This window comes from Mucilaginibacter sp. FW306-07-L, assembly GCF_058782065.1.
The window spans coordinates 425,446-439,912 of record NZ_JBYSXI010000003.1; the positions used below are offsets into that span (position 1 = coordinate 425,446).

Below are 14,467 nucleotides of genomic sequence, written 5' to 3' on the forward strand. Positions count from 1 at the left end.
AGTAAGTTACGGAATAACTATAAGTTTCTGGCCAATTTTTATGCCATCATCTGTAATGTTGTTCAATGTTTTAAGCTGGTCGACAGTTAGCGAAAAACGTTTGGAAATGTTAAACAGCGTATCGCCCTGTTTAACCACGTAGGTTTTATCAACCGGGGTGTCTTTAGCTACAGAATCTGTTGTGCTTTGGTTTATATTGTTATTAATATCGGCCAATACCCTGTCCTCGCGCTTAATTTTCTGTAAGTCGGTTTCCGGGCGGTCAAACTGATCGAGATTGTAACGTTTAATTACGCTGATAAGCAATTGCGGATAACGTGGGTTTGTGGCATAACCTGCCGCCTTTAAACCATACGCCCAGCCCTCATAATCGTTTTTTTCAAGTTCGAATAATTTGGCGTAACGTTTCTTTTTCAGAAATTCAGAGTGATCGCGAAAGGAATCTTCAGGATTGTTGTATACCCTGAAGCAATCATTCGAGTTATCATCATCCTTGTAATAACTCTTGCCGGGCCAGTCGCCCGTACATTTTATGCCGAAGTGATTGTTAGCTATCTTAGCCAATTCGCCGTTACCATTGCCCGATTCAAACATGCCCTGTGCCAGGGTAACGCTTGCCGGTATGCCATATAAGTTCATTTCGGCAATGGCGATGGCTTTAAACCTTTCTATATATTGCTGTGGCGTGTAGCTGCTGTAATTAGCTATGGCATCCTTATTAGCCTTTTGGATGCTTTTATTGTTTTTACGGGCCTGCCTGTTGCTGATGCCTTTTTTACGAGACGAGCATGAGGACAATGCCACAACGGCAACTATAAGTAAAAGAAGGAATTTACGCATACGGGTACTTTAGTAATGGCTAAACGATAGCGCCAAAATTAAAGTATTTTTTATTTTTCGGTGATTTGGGCCAATTGTTTAGGCTCAGGTATGCTGTCAAGCTCGTGCAGGCCATATCTTTTAATGATGCCTACAACTTGCGACGACCATTTTTTGCTGCTGCAATAACCGCTGCGTTGTATGCCTTTTGCCCAGCCTTTGTAATCGTACTGGGTAAATTTGTCGCCCAGGTGGCTGAATTGTTTGCGTTGGGTAAGCACGCGGGCAAAATCATTAAATGATTCAAGAACAGAATCGTACTTTTTATAGCTGGTGCGTACTTTACGTTTCTTTTTATAATAAACAGTACGGGTACTGCCCTTTATTCCGAACTGATTGTTCAGTTTTTTAGCGATGGTGGAGTTACCATTACCTGATTCGTGCATGGCTACGGCCATAATTATACTGGCAGGTATGCCTGTTTCGTGCATAATGCTTATGGCATTATCTTTGAACTGTTCTATGTAAGATTGTGAAGTGTTTTGCGCGAATGACGCAATTGAGAAAATTGAGAACAGTGTAACAAATAAGAGTTTCTTCATAATTACTTTTTTCTGATGAGCAAAAGGCCATCACGTACAGGCAGAATTAATTTTTCAACCCTCGTATCAACAGCTATCTGCTCATTTAGTTTGCGGAACGCTTGTGTGTCGGCATCAGTTTGATGCTCATCATACACCTTTCCTTTCCACAAAACGTTATCAATAATTAGCAATCCTCCGGATTTAACTTTATCAATTAATAACTCAAAGTAAGTAAAATTATTTTTCTTATCGGCATCAATAAACACAATATCAATGTTTTGCCAATCCGAATCGGCTATTATAAGCTCTGCAGCCCCAAAATGGACATTGATTTTTTTCTCCACATTTGTGAGTTTCAGATGTGAATTTATTAATTCCTCCATTTCCCGGTTTACCTCAATGGTATGCAAAACGCCGTCATCAGCAAGCCCCTCTGCCAAACAAATAGCCGAATAGCCGGTGTAGGTACCTATCTCAATAATCAGCTTTGGCTGCATCATTTTGCTCAGCATACTTAATAGCCTGCCCTGATAATGCCCGCTCAGCATATTGGGTTTTAACACCCTTAAATGTGTGTTGCGGTTTATTTTTTTCAAAGCCTCCGGCTCCGGGTCGGTGTGGGTTTCGAGGTAGGTTTGCAGGTCTTTATCTAAAATGTCCATAACGGTTGATTTAGTGTGACTTTTTGATTTCGTTGATGCCTTGCTTCTTCGCAATTTTATATTCGTTGGTAACGCGTTTAAATTCAAGGCTGCGCGAGCCAAAATTTATTAGTAAGCCGGTTTCCATATTGTAGGCTTCAAGGTAATTTATGGCTTGAGCTAAATGCACATCATCCAGTTTGCTTACAGCTTTAAGCTCAACCATTATCTTTTCTTCCACAAAAAAATCTACGCGGCGTGTACCCACTTCAATGTTATCATAATATATAGGCATCTCCATTTCACGGGCAAAAACAATATTTTGTTTATTCATCTCAATAGCCAGGCATCTTTGGTATATAACCTCCTGAAAGCCGTTACCCAAAGTACTATGCACTTTCATTGCACAGCCAATAATTTTCCCGGTTATCTCCGAATGTTTGTAAGCGCTTTTAGTAATATCACTCATTATCAAAAATCAACTAAATTAAAAAATCACACTAAAATCTACGGTCTAACCAACTTTGCAACAGTATCACCGCCGACACCGTATCCACCAATTCTTTATTTTGCCGGGCTTTTTTGCCCATGCCGCTTTGGGCTATTACGGCTGAAGCCATTTTTGAGGTAAAGCGCTCGTCGAGCATTTCGATAGGTATTTCAGGAAATGTTTTTTTCAGCAGGTTAACAAAGCCTTTTACATGTATGGCCGATTGTGATGGGGTGTTATCCATCTGCTTGGGTTCGCCTACAATAAAACGTTCCACCTGTTCGGTTTGGAGGTATTTTTTAAGGTAATCGATAATGTGCATGGGGTGTATGGTTTCCAGCCCGGTTGCTATGATCTGTAATGGATCAGTAACCGCTATGCCTATACGCTTGGTACCATAATCAAATGCCATTAACCTCATGCTGTTGTTAAATAAGTTTGGCCAAAGGTAAGTTATATAACTCCTTGTCAAAAATCGGCTGTATCAATACTCATATCAATTCACTATCTTGCACCAATGCGGTTCAGTGAAATTGTAGGGCAGCATGCTATAAAGCAGCGTTTAATTAACTCGGTGAACGAGAACCGGGTAAGCCATGCGCAATTATTTTTAGGCCCGGAAGGGTCGGGCAGTTTGGCGCTTGCCGTTGCTTACGCGCAATACCTTTGTTGCGAAGATAAACAGGCCGGCGACTCGTGCGGCGTTTGCGCCTCATGCCGAAAGTATCAAAAGCTGATGCATCCGGATCTGCATTTCTCCTATCCGTTTTTTGCCAAGCATAAGGATGATACCGCCATTACCTTTATTGAGCAATGGCGCGAGGCATTTGGCAATCAGCCTTATTTAAGTTTGGATGCCTGGCGTGGTTATCTTGATGCGGATAACAAACAAGCCAACATCAATATAGCCGAGTGCCACCAGATCATTAAAAAACTCAGCTTAAAACCTTTTGAGTCCGAGTATAAGATACTGATACTATGGTTGCCTGAGTATCTGGATAAAGAAGGTAACGCCTTGCTGAAAATAATAGAGGAGCCGCAGCCCAATACCCTGTTTTTGCTGGTGGCTCAAAATCAGGATCAGATACTGAATACCATACTCTCGCGAACGCAACTGGTAAAAGTACCACCGCTGGAGTATAATGATATAAAGACCTACCTGCTGAATGAGCGTGGCCAGCCCGAGCGTACGGCTGCCGAAATAGCTTACCTGAGTAACGGCAATATGGCCGAAGCACTGGCTATGCTACAACACGATAGCAGTAATTACCATCACCAGTTTATACAGTGGCTGCGTATGTGTTACAGCAATAAGGGGATCGAGGCCGTAGCCTTTGTTGACCAGTTGGCAAAACTGGGGCGTGAAAACCAAAAGAACTTTTTACGTTACGGCATTAACTTTATACGCGAGTGTTGCCTGCTGCTGGCCGGTGCGCCAAACCTGGTGCATTTACCGGAAAGCGAACTGGACACGGCGCAAAAAATGATTAAAGTGATGAGCATTGAGGCAACCGAAGCCATAAGCAATGAGCTGGAAACGGCACATTACCATGTGGAACGGAATGCCAATCCTAAAATTTTATTTTTAGATGTATCTTTGCAGATTATAACAATATTACATTACAAAACGATTCGCCAGGGGCGAACACAATATATACCGAAATAATTATGGGATGCGGAAGTTGCTCATCAGGTGGTTGTACACCTGCGGGCTGCAAAAGTAACGGCTCATGCCTTACTAATGGTTGCAGCAAATTAGATGTTTACGACTGGCTGTCGCACATGGGCATGCCGGCAAATTATAAGCCTTTTCCTATCATCGAAGTAAAATTCAAGGGATCGCGAAAGGAATTCTACAAAAATGCGGATAACATTTACCTGGAAGCGGGTGAACTGGTAGCGGTTGAAACCACCACCGGGGGCTATGATATTGGCCACGTATCGCTAACCGGCGAACTGGTGCGCATGCAAATGGTAAAGCGCCATGTTAAGGAAGCCGATGTGGTTAAAAAGATATACCGCAAAGCAACCATTGCCGATGTGGACAAATGGAAGGCCGCCAAGGATATGGAGTGGGAAACCATGCACCGCTCGCGCAAACTGGCGCTGGATCTGAACCTGAACATGAAAATAAGCGATGTAGATTATCAGGGGGATAAAACCAAGGCTACGTTTTATTATACTGCCGATGGCCGGGTTGACTTTAGGGAACTGATCAAAAAGATGGCCGAGTCATTCCGCATACGTATTGAGATGAGGCAGATAGGTATGCGGCAGGAAGCCAGCCGTTTAGGCGGCATCGGCTCGTGCGGGCGCGAATTGTGCTGCTCAACCTGGCTTACTGATTTTAAAACGGTATCAACCGCGGCGGCGCGTTATCAAAACCTATCACTTAACACCCTTAAACTGGCCGGGCAGTGCGGTAAGCTTAAGTGCTGCCTTAACTACGAGCTGGATACTTATATGGATGCTTTAAAGCATATACCTGATGACGTATATATTTTAAAGACCAAAGTAGGCGATGCCCGTTTGCAAAAAACAGATATTTTTAAAAAGCTGATGTGGTTTAGCTATCCCAATGCCGAATCATGGATCCCGCTGGACATAGCCCTTGTTAAAGAGATCCAAAAATTGAATAAAGAGGGAATTTATCCTGATGATATTGCTGAAAAGGCAGCGATAGAAACTCAGCCTGAAAAAGCGCTTGATTACGATAATGTGGTTGGGCAGGATAGCCTGACCCGCCTTGACGAGCGTGCTAAAAGAAAGAACAATAACAACAATAAAAATAGCAGAAACCGCAGCAAGGGCAAATCCGCCGGAGCAAGTAATGATGCCCAGCCACAGCAAGCAAAGCCTCAACAGCAAGGCCAGCAGCGGGCGCAACAAAATAAACCGCAAAACGGCAGGCCGCAACAGCAGCCAAACAACCAGCAGCAAGGCCAAGGCAATAACCCGCCTGCTAAAACTGAAGGCGGCAGCGGCAGAAGCGGTAATAACAACAGGCGGCACAGGCATCGCCCTAGTGGCAACCAAAACAATCAACAACCGGGCAGAGAGCAGTGAAAAACCTGAGAGCTTTTATATTACTTACAGTTATAGCCTCGGTTGTTTCGGCGTGTGCCGATCCGGGTACCATACTTGACGAAAACAAGGCTATACCAAACCATAACTGGGCTTACACCGACCCGTTAAAGTATGATTTAAACATAGATGATGCCACACCTTTGTATAATATATACTTAAACCTACGTGTTACCGGCGATTATAAGTACTCCAATATATTCATCATATTCCGCCGGGCAGGGCATGGTAAAAAAGCGCAGTCCACCCGGTATGAGTTTAAACTGGCCAAGCCCGACGGCGAGTGGCTGGGTGCCGGTTCAGGCAACCTGTATAGTTACCGCTTTGTGCTACGCAAAGGCTACAAATTCCCCGAAAAGGGCGTTTATCATATCGAAATAGAACAAAATATGCGCGATAACCCGCTACGTGAAGTAAGTGATGCGGGGCTTTGTGTGGAGAAAGCGAAGTAGATTTTAATCAGTTAAAAGATTGTCATTCCAAATGATTCACGAGGAGCGTACGCCGCTTCGTTATGAACGCGTACAGATCTCTTCACTAACGTTCGGAGTTGACAAATAAAAGAACTCGTCATTGCGAGGTACGAAGCAATCTCTAAAGCGACGTATCTTATGGAATATCTTAAAGAGTTTGCTTCGTACCTCGCAATGACGCTTATACCTCTATTACTCCAGCAATCTCACTCAATAACTCAACCGCCTCGTCAATCGTGCTTACGCTGTCAATGCTTAAACGCAGCGTATTTTTCACTTCTTTAAGATTGGTACGGCGCGGGTTGCCCTGTACAAAGGTAAGCACCCTCCTAAAGGCATCTGTTTCAAAGTAGGCCGATTGCTGATTGGTAATGAAGTAACCACGCAGGATATTCTTTTTAAGCGAAATCTTTTCAAAACCAATGGCTTTACCCAGCCATTGCAGGCGCATGGTATTCAGCAGATCATTAACCTGTGGCGGTACAGGTCCAAAACGGTCGGTAAGCTGTTGTTCAAAGGCCATCAGCTCCGTTTCATTCTCAAGTTTAGAGAGCTCCGTATACAGGTTATACCTTTCAGACAGATTGGTTACGTACTCATTCGGGATCAATATCTCCTGGTCAGTATCTATCTGGGTAAATGATATAAAGGCGCGGGGCTTTTCTTCAGGGAATACTTCCTTAAATTCATCGTCTTTAAGTTCCTGTATGGCTTCGTCCAATATCTTATGGTACATTTCAAAACCAATCTCGGCAATAAAACCGCTTTGCTCTGCACCCAGCAGGTTACCGCTACCGCGTATATCTAAATCACGCATAGCTACGTTAAAGCCGCTGCCCAGGTCGCTGAACTCCTCAATAGCACTTAGGCGCTTACGGGCCTCGCTTGTGAGAGTTGACAGTGGCGGACTCAGCAAATAGCAATACGCCTTTTTGTTGCTTCGCCCTACGCGGCCGCGCATCTGGTGCAAATCGCTCAGGCCAAACATGTGGGCATGGTTAATAATGATGGTATTGGCGTTCGGGATATCCAAACCGGCCTCAATAATGGTGGTTGCTACCAGCACATCATACTCGGCGCTAACAAACTTCATCATTACATCTTCCAGCGCGTCGCCATCCAACTGCCCATGAGCAATACCTATGCGGGCATGAGGAACCAGTTTACGTATCAGGCCGCCCAATTGCGGCAGATCATTTACGCGGTTATGTATAAAAAACACCTGTCCGCCGCGTTCCAGCTCAAATTCTACGGCTTCTTTTATCAGCTTATCATTAAACACATGCAGTTCGGTAACTACCGGCTGGCGGTTTGGCGGCGGGGTTGATATGATAGACAAATCGCGAGCGCCCATCAGCGAGAAGTGCAGCGTACGCGGTATAGGCGTAGCCGTTAAGGTAAGCGTATCTACATTGGCGCGCATTTGTTTCAGCTTCTCTTTGGTTGATACGCCGAACTTCTGCTCCTCATCAATGATCATCAGGCCCAGATCCTTAAACTTAACATCCTTGCTTACTAAACGGTGCGTGCCGATGATGATGTCAACCTTACCATCCTTTAGCTTTTCCAGGGTGTCTTTGATCTGTTTACTGCTTTTAAAGCGGTTAACATAATCAATATTGCATGGGAAGCCTTTTAAGCGGTCGCTAAAGGTTTTATAATGCTGCGCCGCTAAAATGGTCGTGGGTACCAATATGGCTACCTGCTTGCTATCGGCAACAGCCTTAAACGCAGCACGGACGGCCACCTCAGTTTTACCAAAACCCACATCACCGCAAATCAGGCGGTCCATCGGGTGCGGCGATTCCATGTCCTTTTTGAAATCGAGCGTGGCTTTTTCCTGGTCAGGAGTATCTTCGTATAAAAAGGAAGCTTCCAACTCGGTTTGCAGGTAGCTATCGGGTGAGAAGGCATTACCCGTTTGCGCCTTACGTACCGCGTAAAGCTTGATCAGGTCGCGGGCTATGTCCTTAACTTTTTTTTTTGTTGTTTTCTTCAGCCGTTCCCAGGTATCGGTACCCAGTTTATTCATTTTAGGCTGATGCCCCTCTTTGCCGCTGTATTTAGAGATACGGTTAAGCGAGTTGATATTCACATAAAGCAGATCGTTGTCGGCATAAATCAGCCTGATCATCTCTTGTGTTTTGCCATTAACCTCTACCTTTTCGAGCCCGGCGTATTTGCCTATACCGTGGTCAATATGGGTTACATAATCGCCCGGCTTGAGTTCGCGCAGGTCTTTTAGTGTTATAGCTTGCGAGCGCTGGTAGCTTTTTTTGAGTTTGTATTTGTAATAACGGTCAAATATCTGGTGATCGGTATAGCAGGCTATCTTTTGCTCATGGTCAACAAATCCTTCGCGTAACGCGGTGTTGATGGGCGTGAACTTAATGGTCTTGTCCAGGTCATCCAGTATGGCATATAAGCGCTCTATCTGCTTAGGCGAGTCGGTAACAATAAAGTTCTCTATCTTATCGGCCTCGTTGTTTTTAAGATTATGGATGAGTAAGCTAAAATCCTTATTGAATGATGGCTGCGGGCGCATTTCAAAATGCAACTGCTCATCAGCCTCGTAAAAAAACTGCTTCCCAAACTCGATCACGGCAAAATCACGCATCTGATCGCCGATCATCTTTTCATCTGTAAAGCTGAATTTGGGGTCTATCCAATCCGGATTTTGCTGTTTATCTTCAAATGATAGCGCTTTCCAAAGCTCAGTTGCTTTTTTGTGCCCAGTTTTTATAATATCCAGGGTAAACTGTACATCCTTTATCCAGATCTGCGAATTGGGTTCAACATACTCCAGCAGCGAAATATTGTTCTCCGTCAGGAACTTTGATTGTACGTTAGGTACAATGGTAATGCTTTTAACCTGTTCTGCCGAAAGCTGGCTCTCTATCTCGAACGTGCGGATTGACTCTACATAATCGCCAAAAAACTCCACCCGGTAAGGCAGGTTATGCGAGAAGGAGAAAATATCAACTATACCGCCGCGTACCGAAAACTGGCCCGGCTCGTAAACAAACTCAACCCGTTCAAAATCATACTCTACTAAAAACTCGGTAATAAAATCAATGCTGAGGCTGCTGCCCACGCTCATTTCAAGCGTATTTTTTTCGAGTGCGGAACGGTCTATCACTTTTTCAGCCAGGGCCTCGGGATAGGTAACGATCAGCCTGCCATATTCTGACGAATGGTTTAACTCATTCAGCACCTCGGCACGTGCCAGTACATTGCTGCTGTCGGGCTGGGTAAACTCAAATGGTTTGCGGTATGATGATGGAAAAAGCAGTACTTCTTTACCGGTTAGGCTTTCCAGGTCAGCCTGAAAATAAGCGGCATCCTCACGTTCAGGCAGCACAAATATCATGTGCCTGTGCTGTAAAAAATACAAAGCTACCGCAATGGCGGCATCGCCCGAGCCAACCAAACCACGCAATTGTACGCGTGGATTTTTTTTAGCATTAATTGCCGAAGCCAATGCCGTTACCCGCTTATCAGCCTTGTAACGCTCTAAAATATCACGAATATCCAAAACTGCCGCAAATATACTTAAAACTGCCTCTTTTATTTATCATAACCCAAAAACTAACATAAAGTTCAAACAAAACACAGTTAAACGCGCTTTATTAAATGCACTATGCCAAAAAGCATTAATTAAACATTTAACCTAACTTTTATAAATTATAACATGAAAAACGCATTACTATCCGGAGTGGTTATTGGTATTTTTAGCGGCCTTTGGTTGTTTATTATGTACAAAACCGGTTATAACCTTGAAGATTCAAAGGCATCCCCTTTTGAATATATTTCGGCATTGATACCGATCATTGGTCTGCTTATAGCCATTAAGGATTACCGCGATAATTACCTTAACGGCAATATGGGTTTTTTAGAAGCCCTGGTGCAAAGCTTTAAAATATTAATTTTTGGTGGTGTTTTAGCCGTGTTTGCTGCTATTGTTTTCATTAATTATATATCAAGCGGCAATAATTTCGAGGAATTTTCGGGCCGTATGTTCGGTGCTTTACTGGTTGGTGTAATAAGTGCATTTGGTGTATCTTTACTATACGCAACCAGGTCCGAAAAAATTGATTAAAACATTATTCGCTAAATACTTTGAATTAATATTTTGGGTGGTGGCCATTATTGCGCTTGCAATAACCAACCCCGCTGCCGAAACACATTTTAGCTTATGCCCGTTAAAAATGGCGGGGATAACCTGGTGCCCGGGCTGCGGCCTGGGCCATTCTATTTCATGGCTTTTCAGGGGTAACATCGGTAATTCATTTCACGCGCATTGGTTTGGTATACCTGCGTTAGGTATTATTTTATGGCGGATATTTATGCTTACCCGCGATAGGCTAACCAACTCAAACCGCTTTGTTTAGTTGCTTTTTTGATACGGCCAAACCAATGATCACCAGTATGGCCCCGGCTATTTCATAAACCGTTATACCCTCGCCCAATATAATATAACCCAATACATAACCGAATACGGGCGTTAGGTAAAGCCAGGTAGCTGCCGAAACGGTATCGCGTTTAACCAGGTATAGCCAAAGCTGATTAGCTACAAAGGAGAGTATAACGATCATCCACAGCAATGCTATGAATAAACGGCCATCAACATGCCTGATGTGATCGGCATCAAACAAAGGGCAAAAAGGCAACAACAGCAACCCACCAATAAACACCTGCCAAACATTAAATACCGCGTTTGACAGCGATATGTTAACCGTAGAAAAGTAAACGCTGCTTAATGAGTAAGCCACGATATAAATAACCAGCATCGCAACACCCAACGGCTGAATGGAAGCTTTGAGGAATGCCCCGGATGATGAAACGGAAAGACCAACTAGGCCGATCAGCATGCCAATAATTTCAAACCGGCCCAGCCTCCGTTTTAATATCAACGTTGAAAATAGAGCGATAAGCAGCGGGGTAACGGCGATAAACAATGTACTGATACCTGCTGAAGCATACCGTTGCGCAGCAAAGAAAGAACCCAGGCATAGGGTAGTGTTTAGAAACCCATAGATCACGATACTTTTCCACTCATTACGTTGCGGCCAAAACCGGTACTTTTTTAAGGAGAGAAAAACCGGGGCGAACACAATGCCCGTACCTATAAAACGAATGCTTGCCAGCAAAAGCCCGTCGGCAGATGGGAGGCCGAACTTAACCGCTATTGCGCCGGTTGACCACAGGACAGAAAACAGTAAGCCGGGCAGAAGATTTTTAAACATAGCAGTATTACCGGGCACATCTTTATTATCGGCAGGGTAAAATACGATAATACGATAAAATTACGCAATATTTAATAAGCCAATACCACGTGTGGTTTGTATGTATCAGTACGTACTTCGGCTTTTAGCTCGTGTAAAATATTATACAGGCCAAAGTTGGTACGGTTTACATAAATAAAATGCTTAACCCCGCGCGGCTGCTTAAACTCGGGCATTTTTGATAGTTTTTCGCCAAAGCGGTACAAGCTGTCAAAAAAGTGGGTTTGCCCAAAATCAAATGTGCTGTTGATGTAAGGCATAGCAAACAGGCTGATCATCTCCTTATAGGCATTGTAGTAAAATTCAACCTGTGCAGGCGTATCATTAGCACGAATCATATCCAGCAGGCGGAAAGCTTTGATGGTTTCCTCTTTATTATCCAGCAAGTCAGTTGAGGTGAGGGAGAAGAACGGCGTATAAAAATCATCCGGCATCTCTTTAATGCAACCAAAATCAATTACCCCCAGTTTACCTTCGGGTGTGATCATAAAATTGCCCGGATGCGGATCGGCGTGTACCGCGCGCAGCTCGTGCTGCTGAAAATTATAAAAATCCCACAGAGCCTGGCCTATCTGGTTACGTAATTCCTGTGAGGGGTTGGTAGCCAAAAACTCGCGCAGGTGTTTGCCCTCCAGCCAATCCATGGTGATAATGCGCTTACTCGAAAGCTCGGGATAATATTGCGGGAACACCACATTGTTCAGGATAGAACACGCGCTGGAAAACTCGATGGAACGACGTACTTCCAGCTCATAGTCGGTTTCTTCAAGCAGGCGTTCTTCCACTTCATGCATGTATATATCCAGTTCGCGCTCGTTCATCCCTAATAATCGGAAAGCGAATGGCTTTACCAGTTTCAGGTCAGACGATATGCTGTTGCCAACACCTGGATATTGTATTTTAACCGCCAGTATCTTACCATCCAATTCAGCCTGGTGTACCTGGCCTATGGATGCCGCGTTGCTTGACCGCGGATTGAATTTATCGTAGATCTGATCGGGCGTTTTGCCAAAATATTTACGGAACGTTTGCACAATGAGCGGACCCGAAAGCGGGGGCGCGTTATATTGCGATTGCGAGAACTTATCGACATAAGCCTGCGGCAGCAGGTTTTTATCCATGCTCAGCATCTGCGCCACCTTTAAGGCGCTGCCCTTTAATTCACTCAGGGATTGATAGATGTCGGCAGCATTATCCTGATCAAGCTCCGTTTTATCCATATCCGGATTAAACAGCTTTTTTGAATAATGCTTAACATAATTGCCGCCTATTTTAAGCCCGGTTTTTACAAACTTGGCCGAGCGTTGTACTTTGCTGGTGGGTATGCTGTTTTGTTCTTTTGGCGTTTCGCTCATAAACTATCTCGCTGTCCTGGCTTTATCTTGTCTCACTAATTAATTAACGCCCTGCCTTTTCCTTAAATCCGCTGTTGTGATACAGGAATTTTCCATAGTCGATCAGGTTATCTATCGGGGTACGTTCAAATAGGTCAAATGTTACGTTGATACCTTTCTCGATAGCCTCATCAGTTTTTTCAAACCCGGCAGAGTTATCCTTTATCCAAAAATTAAGTACAAAGCCAAACTGCATCCAAAGGCCATCCTTGTACCGTTTGGCAAAGAATTTACGGTCAGACAGTTCACCGCTTTCCAAACCTTGTTTCAGTATACTGTCGGCAAAGGTTTCAAATACAGTTTTTAACTGCTCCAGCACTACGGGTGTGCCCAGCGTACGGCCGTGACTGTTCAGGCTGTAAACCGCGAAACTGCGACGGCCCTTAAGTAATTCAAAAAAGGCATAAAAAAATGAAAGGGCTTTCTCGCGCGATGTGTATTGTGCCCACACTTCCTGCGCCTCAATTTCCGTAAGGGTTTTGCGGGCAAAATCAGCCCAGATGCTTTGTTCAACTCCCTCGAACGAGCCAAAGTAGCGGTAAAATTCCTCTTCTGTGGTTTCGTTCTGTTTGGCGAATATGTAAACCGACTTAGGTTGCGATCCCTCCGTCAATACATAATCTATATAAGCGTTTTGTATACTTTCTGTTGTTGCCATGGCAATTGGTTTTATATAAAGATACGTAGTAAACAGCAGGTTATTGTCAGAAAAACATATAATTAAGGCATGATGACAAAAATGCTATCAGACAAAAATAATGTGTAACAAATTTTCTTACTAAGATGTGCATGAGTGGAGTTAAGATATTATTATTTATTTTCAGTACTTTAAAAATAATCTTAGTCGCGTTACGCCATTTTTGTGTATGAATTATTCTGGTAATTCAAAAAAATTTAACCTTTGTTATGCCCAACTTAAAACTTGAACAAATCCATTTAAAACAGTTTATCAAGTTATTTTTTAAAAATGAAATACATTGGGAAGCTCTCCCTCCCCCAGAGCCTGACTTCAGAATACTAATAAATGGCAAAATAATAGGTATCGAGCATTGCTGCTTAATTCGATTACCAGATGAAAATGGAGTAAACGTTATGGCTCATAGTAAAATTGCTGATAAAATAATGTTGGCGGCAGAAGCACTATATGCAATACATCAAAACATGTGTCTAATGGTACATGTTAGCTTTAATTGCAGTTATGGACTATCGTCAAATAATCTTACCCAATTATATAATAATGATATTGAAGAATTGAGCCGATTTATAGCTGAATTTGTGACACTTCAACTACCATTACTTGAAGCGACAGAACCTTACGCATCATTTGCTTTCGAAACGTATGAATGGAGTACGGGGCAAAGATTACTTCCTGAGAAGATTGACCATATCAGAATTACCAACACACGGAATTTTAAACATTCTTGCTGGTCTGCTAATCAAGGAGGCACCATTCCCGGAGTTTATCAAAGTGAAGAGTTAAAAACTCTTTTAGAAAAGAAGAATAAAAAACCCAAAAACTACAAAAGTATTTATGATGAATTATGGTTGTTAATTGTAGAAGATAGTATGGATTTAACCTCTTATTTTCATTTCGAAGACCAAGATATTCCTATAATAAAATCAACGTTCAGTAGAGTCTTTATTCTAAGAAGAGTTGAGAAAACTATTCACGAACTAAAGATAATTGAGTGATAGTA

15 protein-coding genes are annotated in these 14,467 nt (G+C 43.2%); 6 read left to right on the top strand and 9 right to left on the bottom strand.

The annotated features are described in order from the left end of the window. Nucleotides 1–6: 6 nt before the first annotated feature. The 5 genes from AC3WJC_RS17010 to ruvX are packed head-to-tail and all read right to left on the bottom strand — an operon-like array spanning nucleotide 7 to nucleotide 2,955. Nucleotides 7–840: a glucosaminidase domain-containing protein gene (locus AC3WJC_RS17010; protein ID WP_492400310.1), complete on the bottom strand. Its 834-nt coding sequence runs from the start codon at nucleotides 838–840 to the stop codon at nucleotides 7–9. A 50-nt stretch (nucleotides 841–890) separates the two neighbouring features. Continuing rightward, nucleotides 891–1,421: a glycoside hydrolase family 73 protein gene (locus AC3WJC_RS17015; protein ID WP_492400311.1), complete on the bottom strand. Its 531-nt coding sequence runs from the start codon at nucleotides 1,419–1,421 to the stop codon at nucleotides 891–893. Nucleotides 1,422–1,423: 2 nt separating this feature from the next. Continuing rightward, entirely contained in the window at nucleotides 1,424–2,065 is a 642-nt protein-coding gene (locus AC3WJC_RS17020; protein WP_492400312.1) for an O-methyltransferase, read from the bottom strand. 10 nt (nucleotides 2,066–2,075) lie between these two features. Further along, entirely contained in the window at nucleotides 2,076–2,513 is a 438-nt protein-coding gene (locus AC3WJC_RS17025) for a GxxExxY protein (RefSeq protein ID WP_492400313.1), read from the bottom strand. Between the two features lie 31 nt (nucleotides 2,514–2,544). Then, nucleotides 2,545–2,955 carry a Holliday junction resolvase RuvX gene (gene ruvX / locus AC3WJC_RS17030; RefSeq protein WP_492400314.1) on the bottom strand — a complete coding sequence of 137 codons (411 nt, stop codon included), beginning with the start codon at nucleotides 2,953–2,955 and terminating at the stop codon, nucleotides 2,545–2,547. A gap of 96 nt (nucleotides 2,956–3,051) precedes the next feature. Here ruvX and AC3WJC_RS17035 point away from each other — a divergent pair, with 96 nt between their 5' ends. Genes AC3WJC_RS17035 through AC3WJC_RS17045 form a run of 3 tightly spaced genes read left to right on the top strand, consistent with a single transcriptional unit; the run spans nucleotide 3,052 to nucleotide 6,070 of the window. Further along, nucleotides 3,052–4,200 carry a DNA polymerase III subunit gene (locus tag AC3WJC_RS17035; RefSeq protein WP_492400315.1) on the top strand — a complete coding sequence of 383 codons (1,149 nt, stop codon included), beginning with the start codon at nucleotides 3,052–3,054 and terminating at the stop codon, nucleotides 4,198–4,200. 2 nt (nucleotides 4,201–4,202) lie between these two features. Continuing rightward, nucleotides 4,203–5,600: a PSP1 domain-containing protein gene (locus AC3WJC_RS17040; protein WP_492400316.1), complete on the top strand. Its 1,398-nt coding sequence runs from the start codon at nucleotides 4,203–4,205 to the stop codon at nucleotides 5,598–5,600. Beyond that, nucleotides 5,597–6,070 carry a gliding motility lipoprotein GldH gene (locus AC3WJC_RS17045; protein WP_492400317.1) on the top strand — a complete coding sequence of 158 codons (474 nt, stop codon included), beginning with the start codon at nucleotides 5,597–5,599 and terminating at the stop codon, nucleotides 6,068–6,070. The genes AC3WJC_RS17040 and AC3WJC_RS17045 overlap by 4 nt, the downstream gene beginning before the upstream one ends. Nucleotides 6,071–6,272: 202 nt before the next feature. Here the strand turns inward: AC3WJC_RS17045 and mfd are convergent, their stop codons facing one another. After that, nucleotides 6,273–9,626, bottom strand: a complete 3,354-nt coding sequence (gene mfd / locus AC3WJC_RS17050; RefSeq protein WP_492400318.1) for a transcription-repair coupling factor — start codon at nucleotides 9,624–9,626, stop codon at nucleotides 6,273–6,275. A 156-nt stretch (nucleotides 9,627–9,782) separates the two neighbouring features. On the opposite strand from mfd, the gene AC3WJC_RS17055 reads away from it, so the two are divergent. Continuing rightward, complete coding sequence (locus AC3WJC_RS17055; protein ID WP_492400319.1) at nucleotides 9,783–10,190, top strand: DUF4199 domain-containing protein; 408 nt, start codon at nucleotides 9,783–9,785, stop codon at nucleotides 10,188–10,190. Beyond that, on the top strand, nucleotides 10,183–10,482 hold the full coding sequence (locus tag AC3WJC_RS17060) for a DUF2752 domain-containing protein (RefSeq protein WP_492400320.1): 300 nt from the start codon (nucleotides 10,183–10,185) through the stop codon (nucleotides 10,480–10,482). The genes AC3WJC_RS17055 and AC3WJC_RS17060 overlap by 8 nt, the downstream gene beginning before the upstream one ends. Here the strand turns inward: AC3WJC_RS17060 and AC3WJC_RS17065 are convergent. The 3 genes from AC3WJC_RS17065 to AC3WJC_RS17075 form a co-directional block, all read right to left on the bottom strand. Beyond that, nucleotides 10,465–11,337 carry a DMT family transporter gene (locus AC3WJC_RS17065; RefSeq protein WP_492400321.1) on the bottom strand — a complete coding sequence of 291 codons (873 nt, stop codon included), beginning with the start codon at nucleotides 11,335–11,337 and terminating at the stop codon, nucleotides 10,465–10,467. The two genes, AC3WJC_RS17060 and AC3WJC_RS17065, sit on opposite strands and share 18 nt — an antisense overlap. 71 nt (nucleotides 11,338–11,408) lie before the next feature. Then, nucleotides 11,409–12,731, bottom strand: a complete 1,323-nt coding sequence (locus tag AC3WJC_RS17070; protein ID WP_492400322.1) for an ABC1 kinase family protein — start codon at nucleotides 12,729–12,731, stop codon at nucleotides 11,409–11,411. A 43-nt stretch (nucleotides 12,732–12,774) separates the two neighbouring features. Then, a complete protein-coding gene (locus AC3WJC_RS17075; RefSeq protein ID WP_492400323.1) occupies nucleotides 12,775–13,428 on the bottom strand; it encodes a TetR family transcriptional regulator C-terminal domain-containing protein in 654 nt (217 codons plus the stop codon). Nucleotides 13,429–13,676: 248 nt separating this feature from the next. Between AC3WJC_RS17075 and AC3WJC_RS17080 the strand changes: the two genes are divergently transcribed. After that, entirely contained in the window at nucleotides 13,677–14,462 is a 786-nt protein-coding gene (locus AC3WJC_RS17080) for a hypothetical protein (RefSeq protein WP_492400324.1), read from the top strand. Nucleotides 14,463–14,467 lie beyond the last annotated feature (5 nt).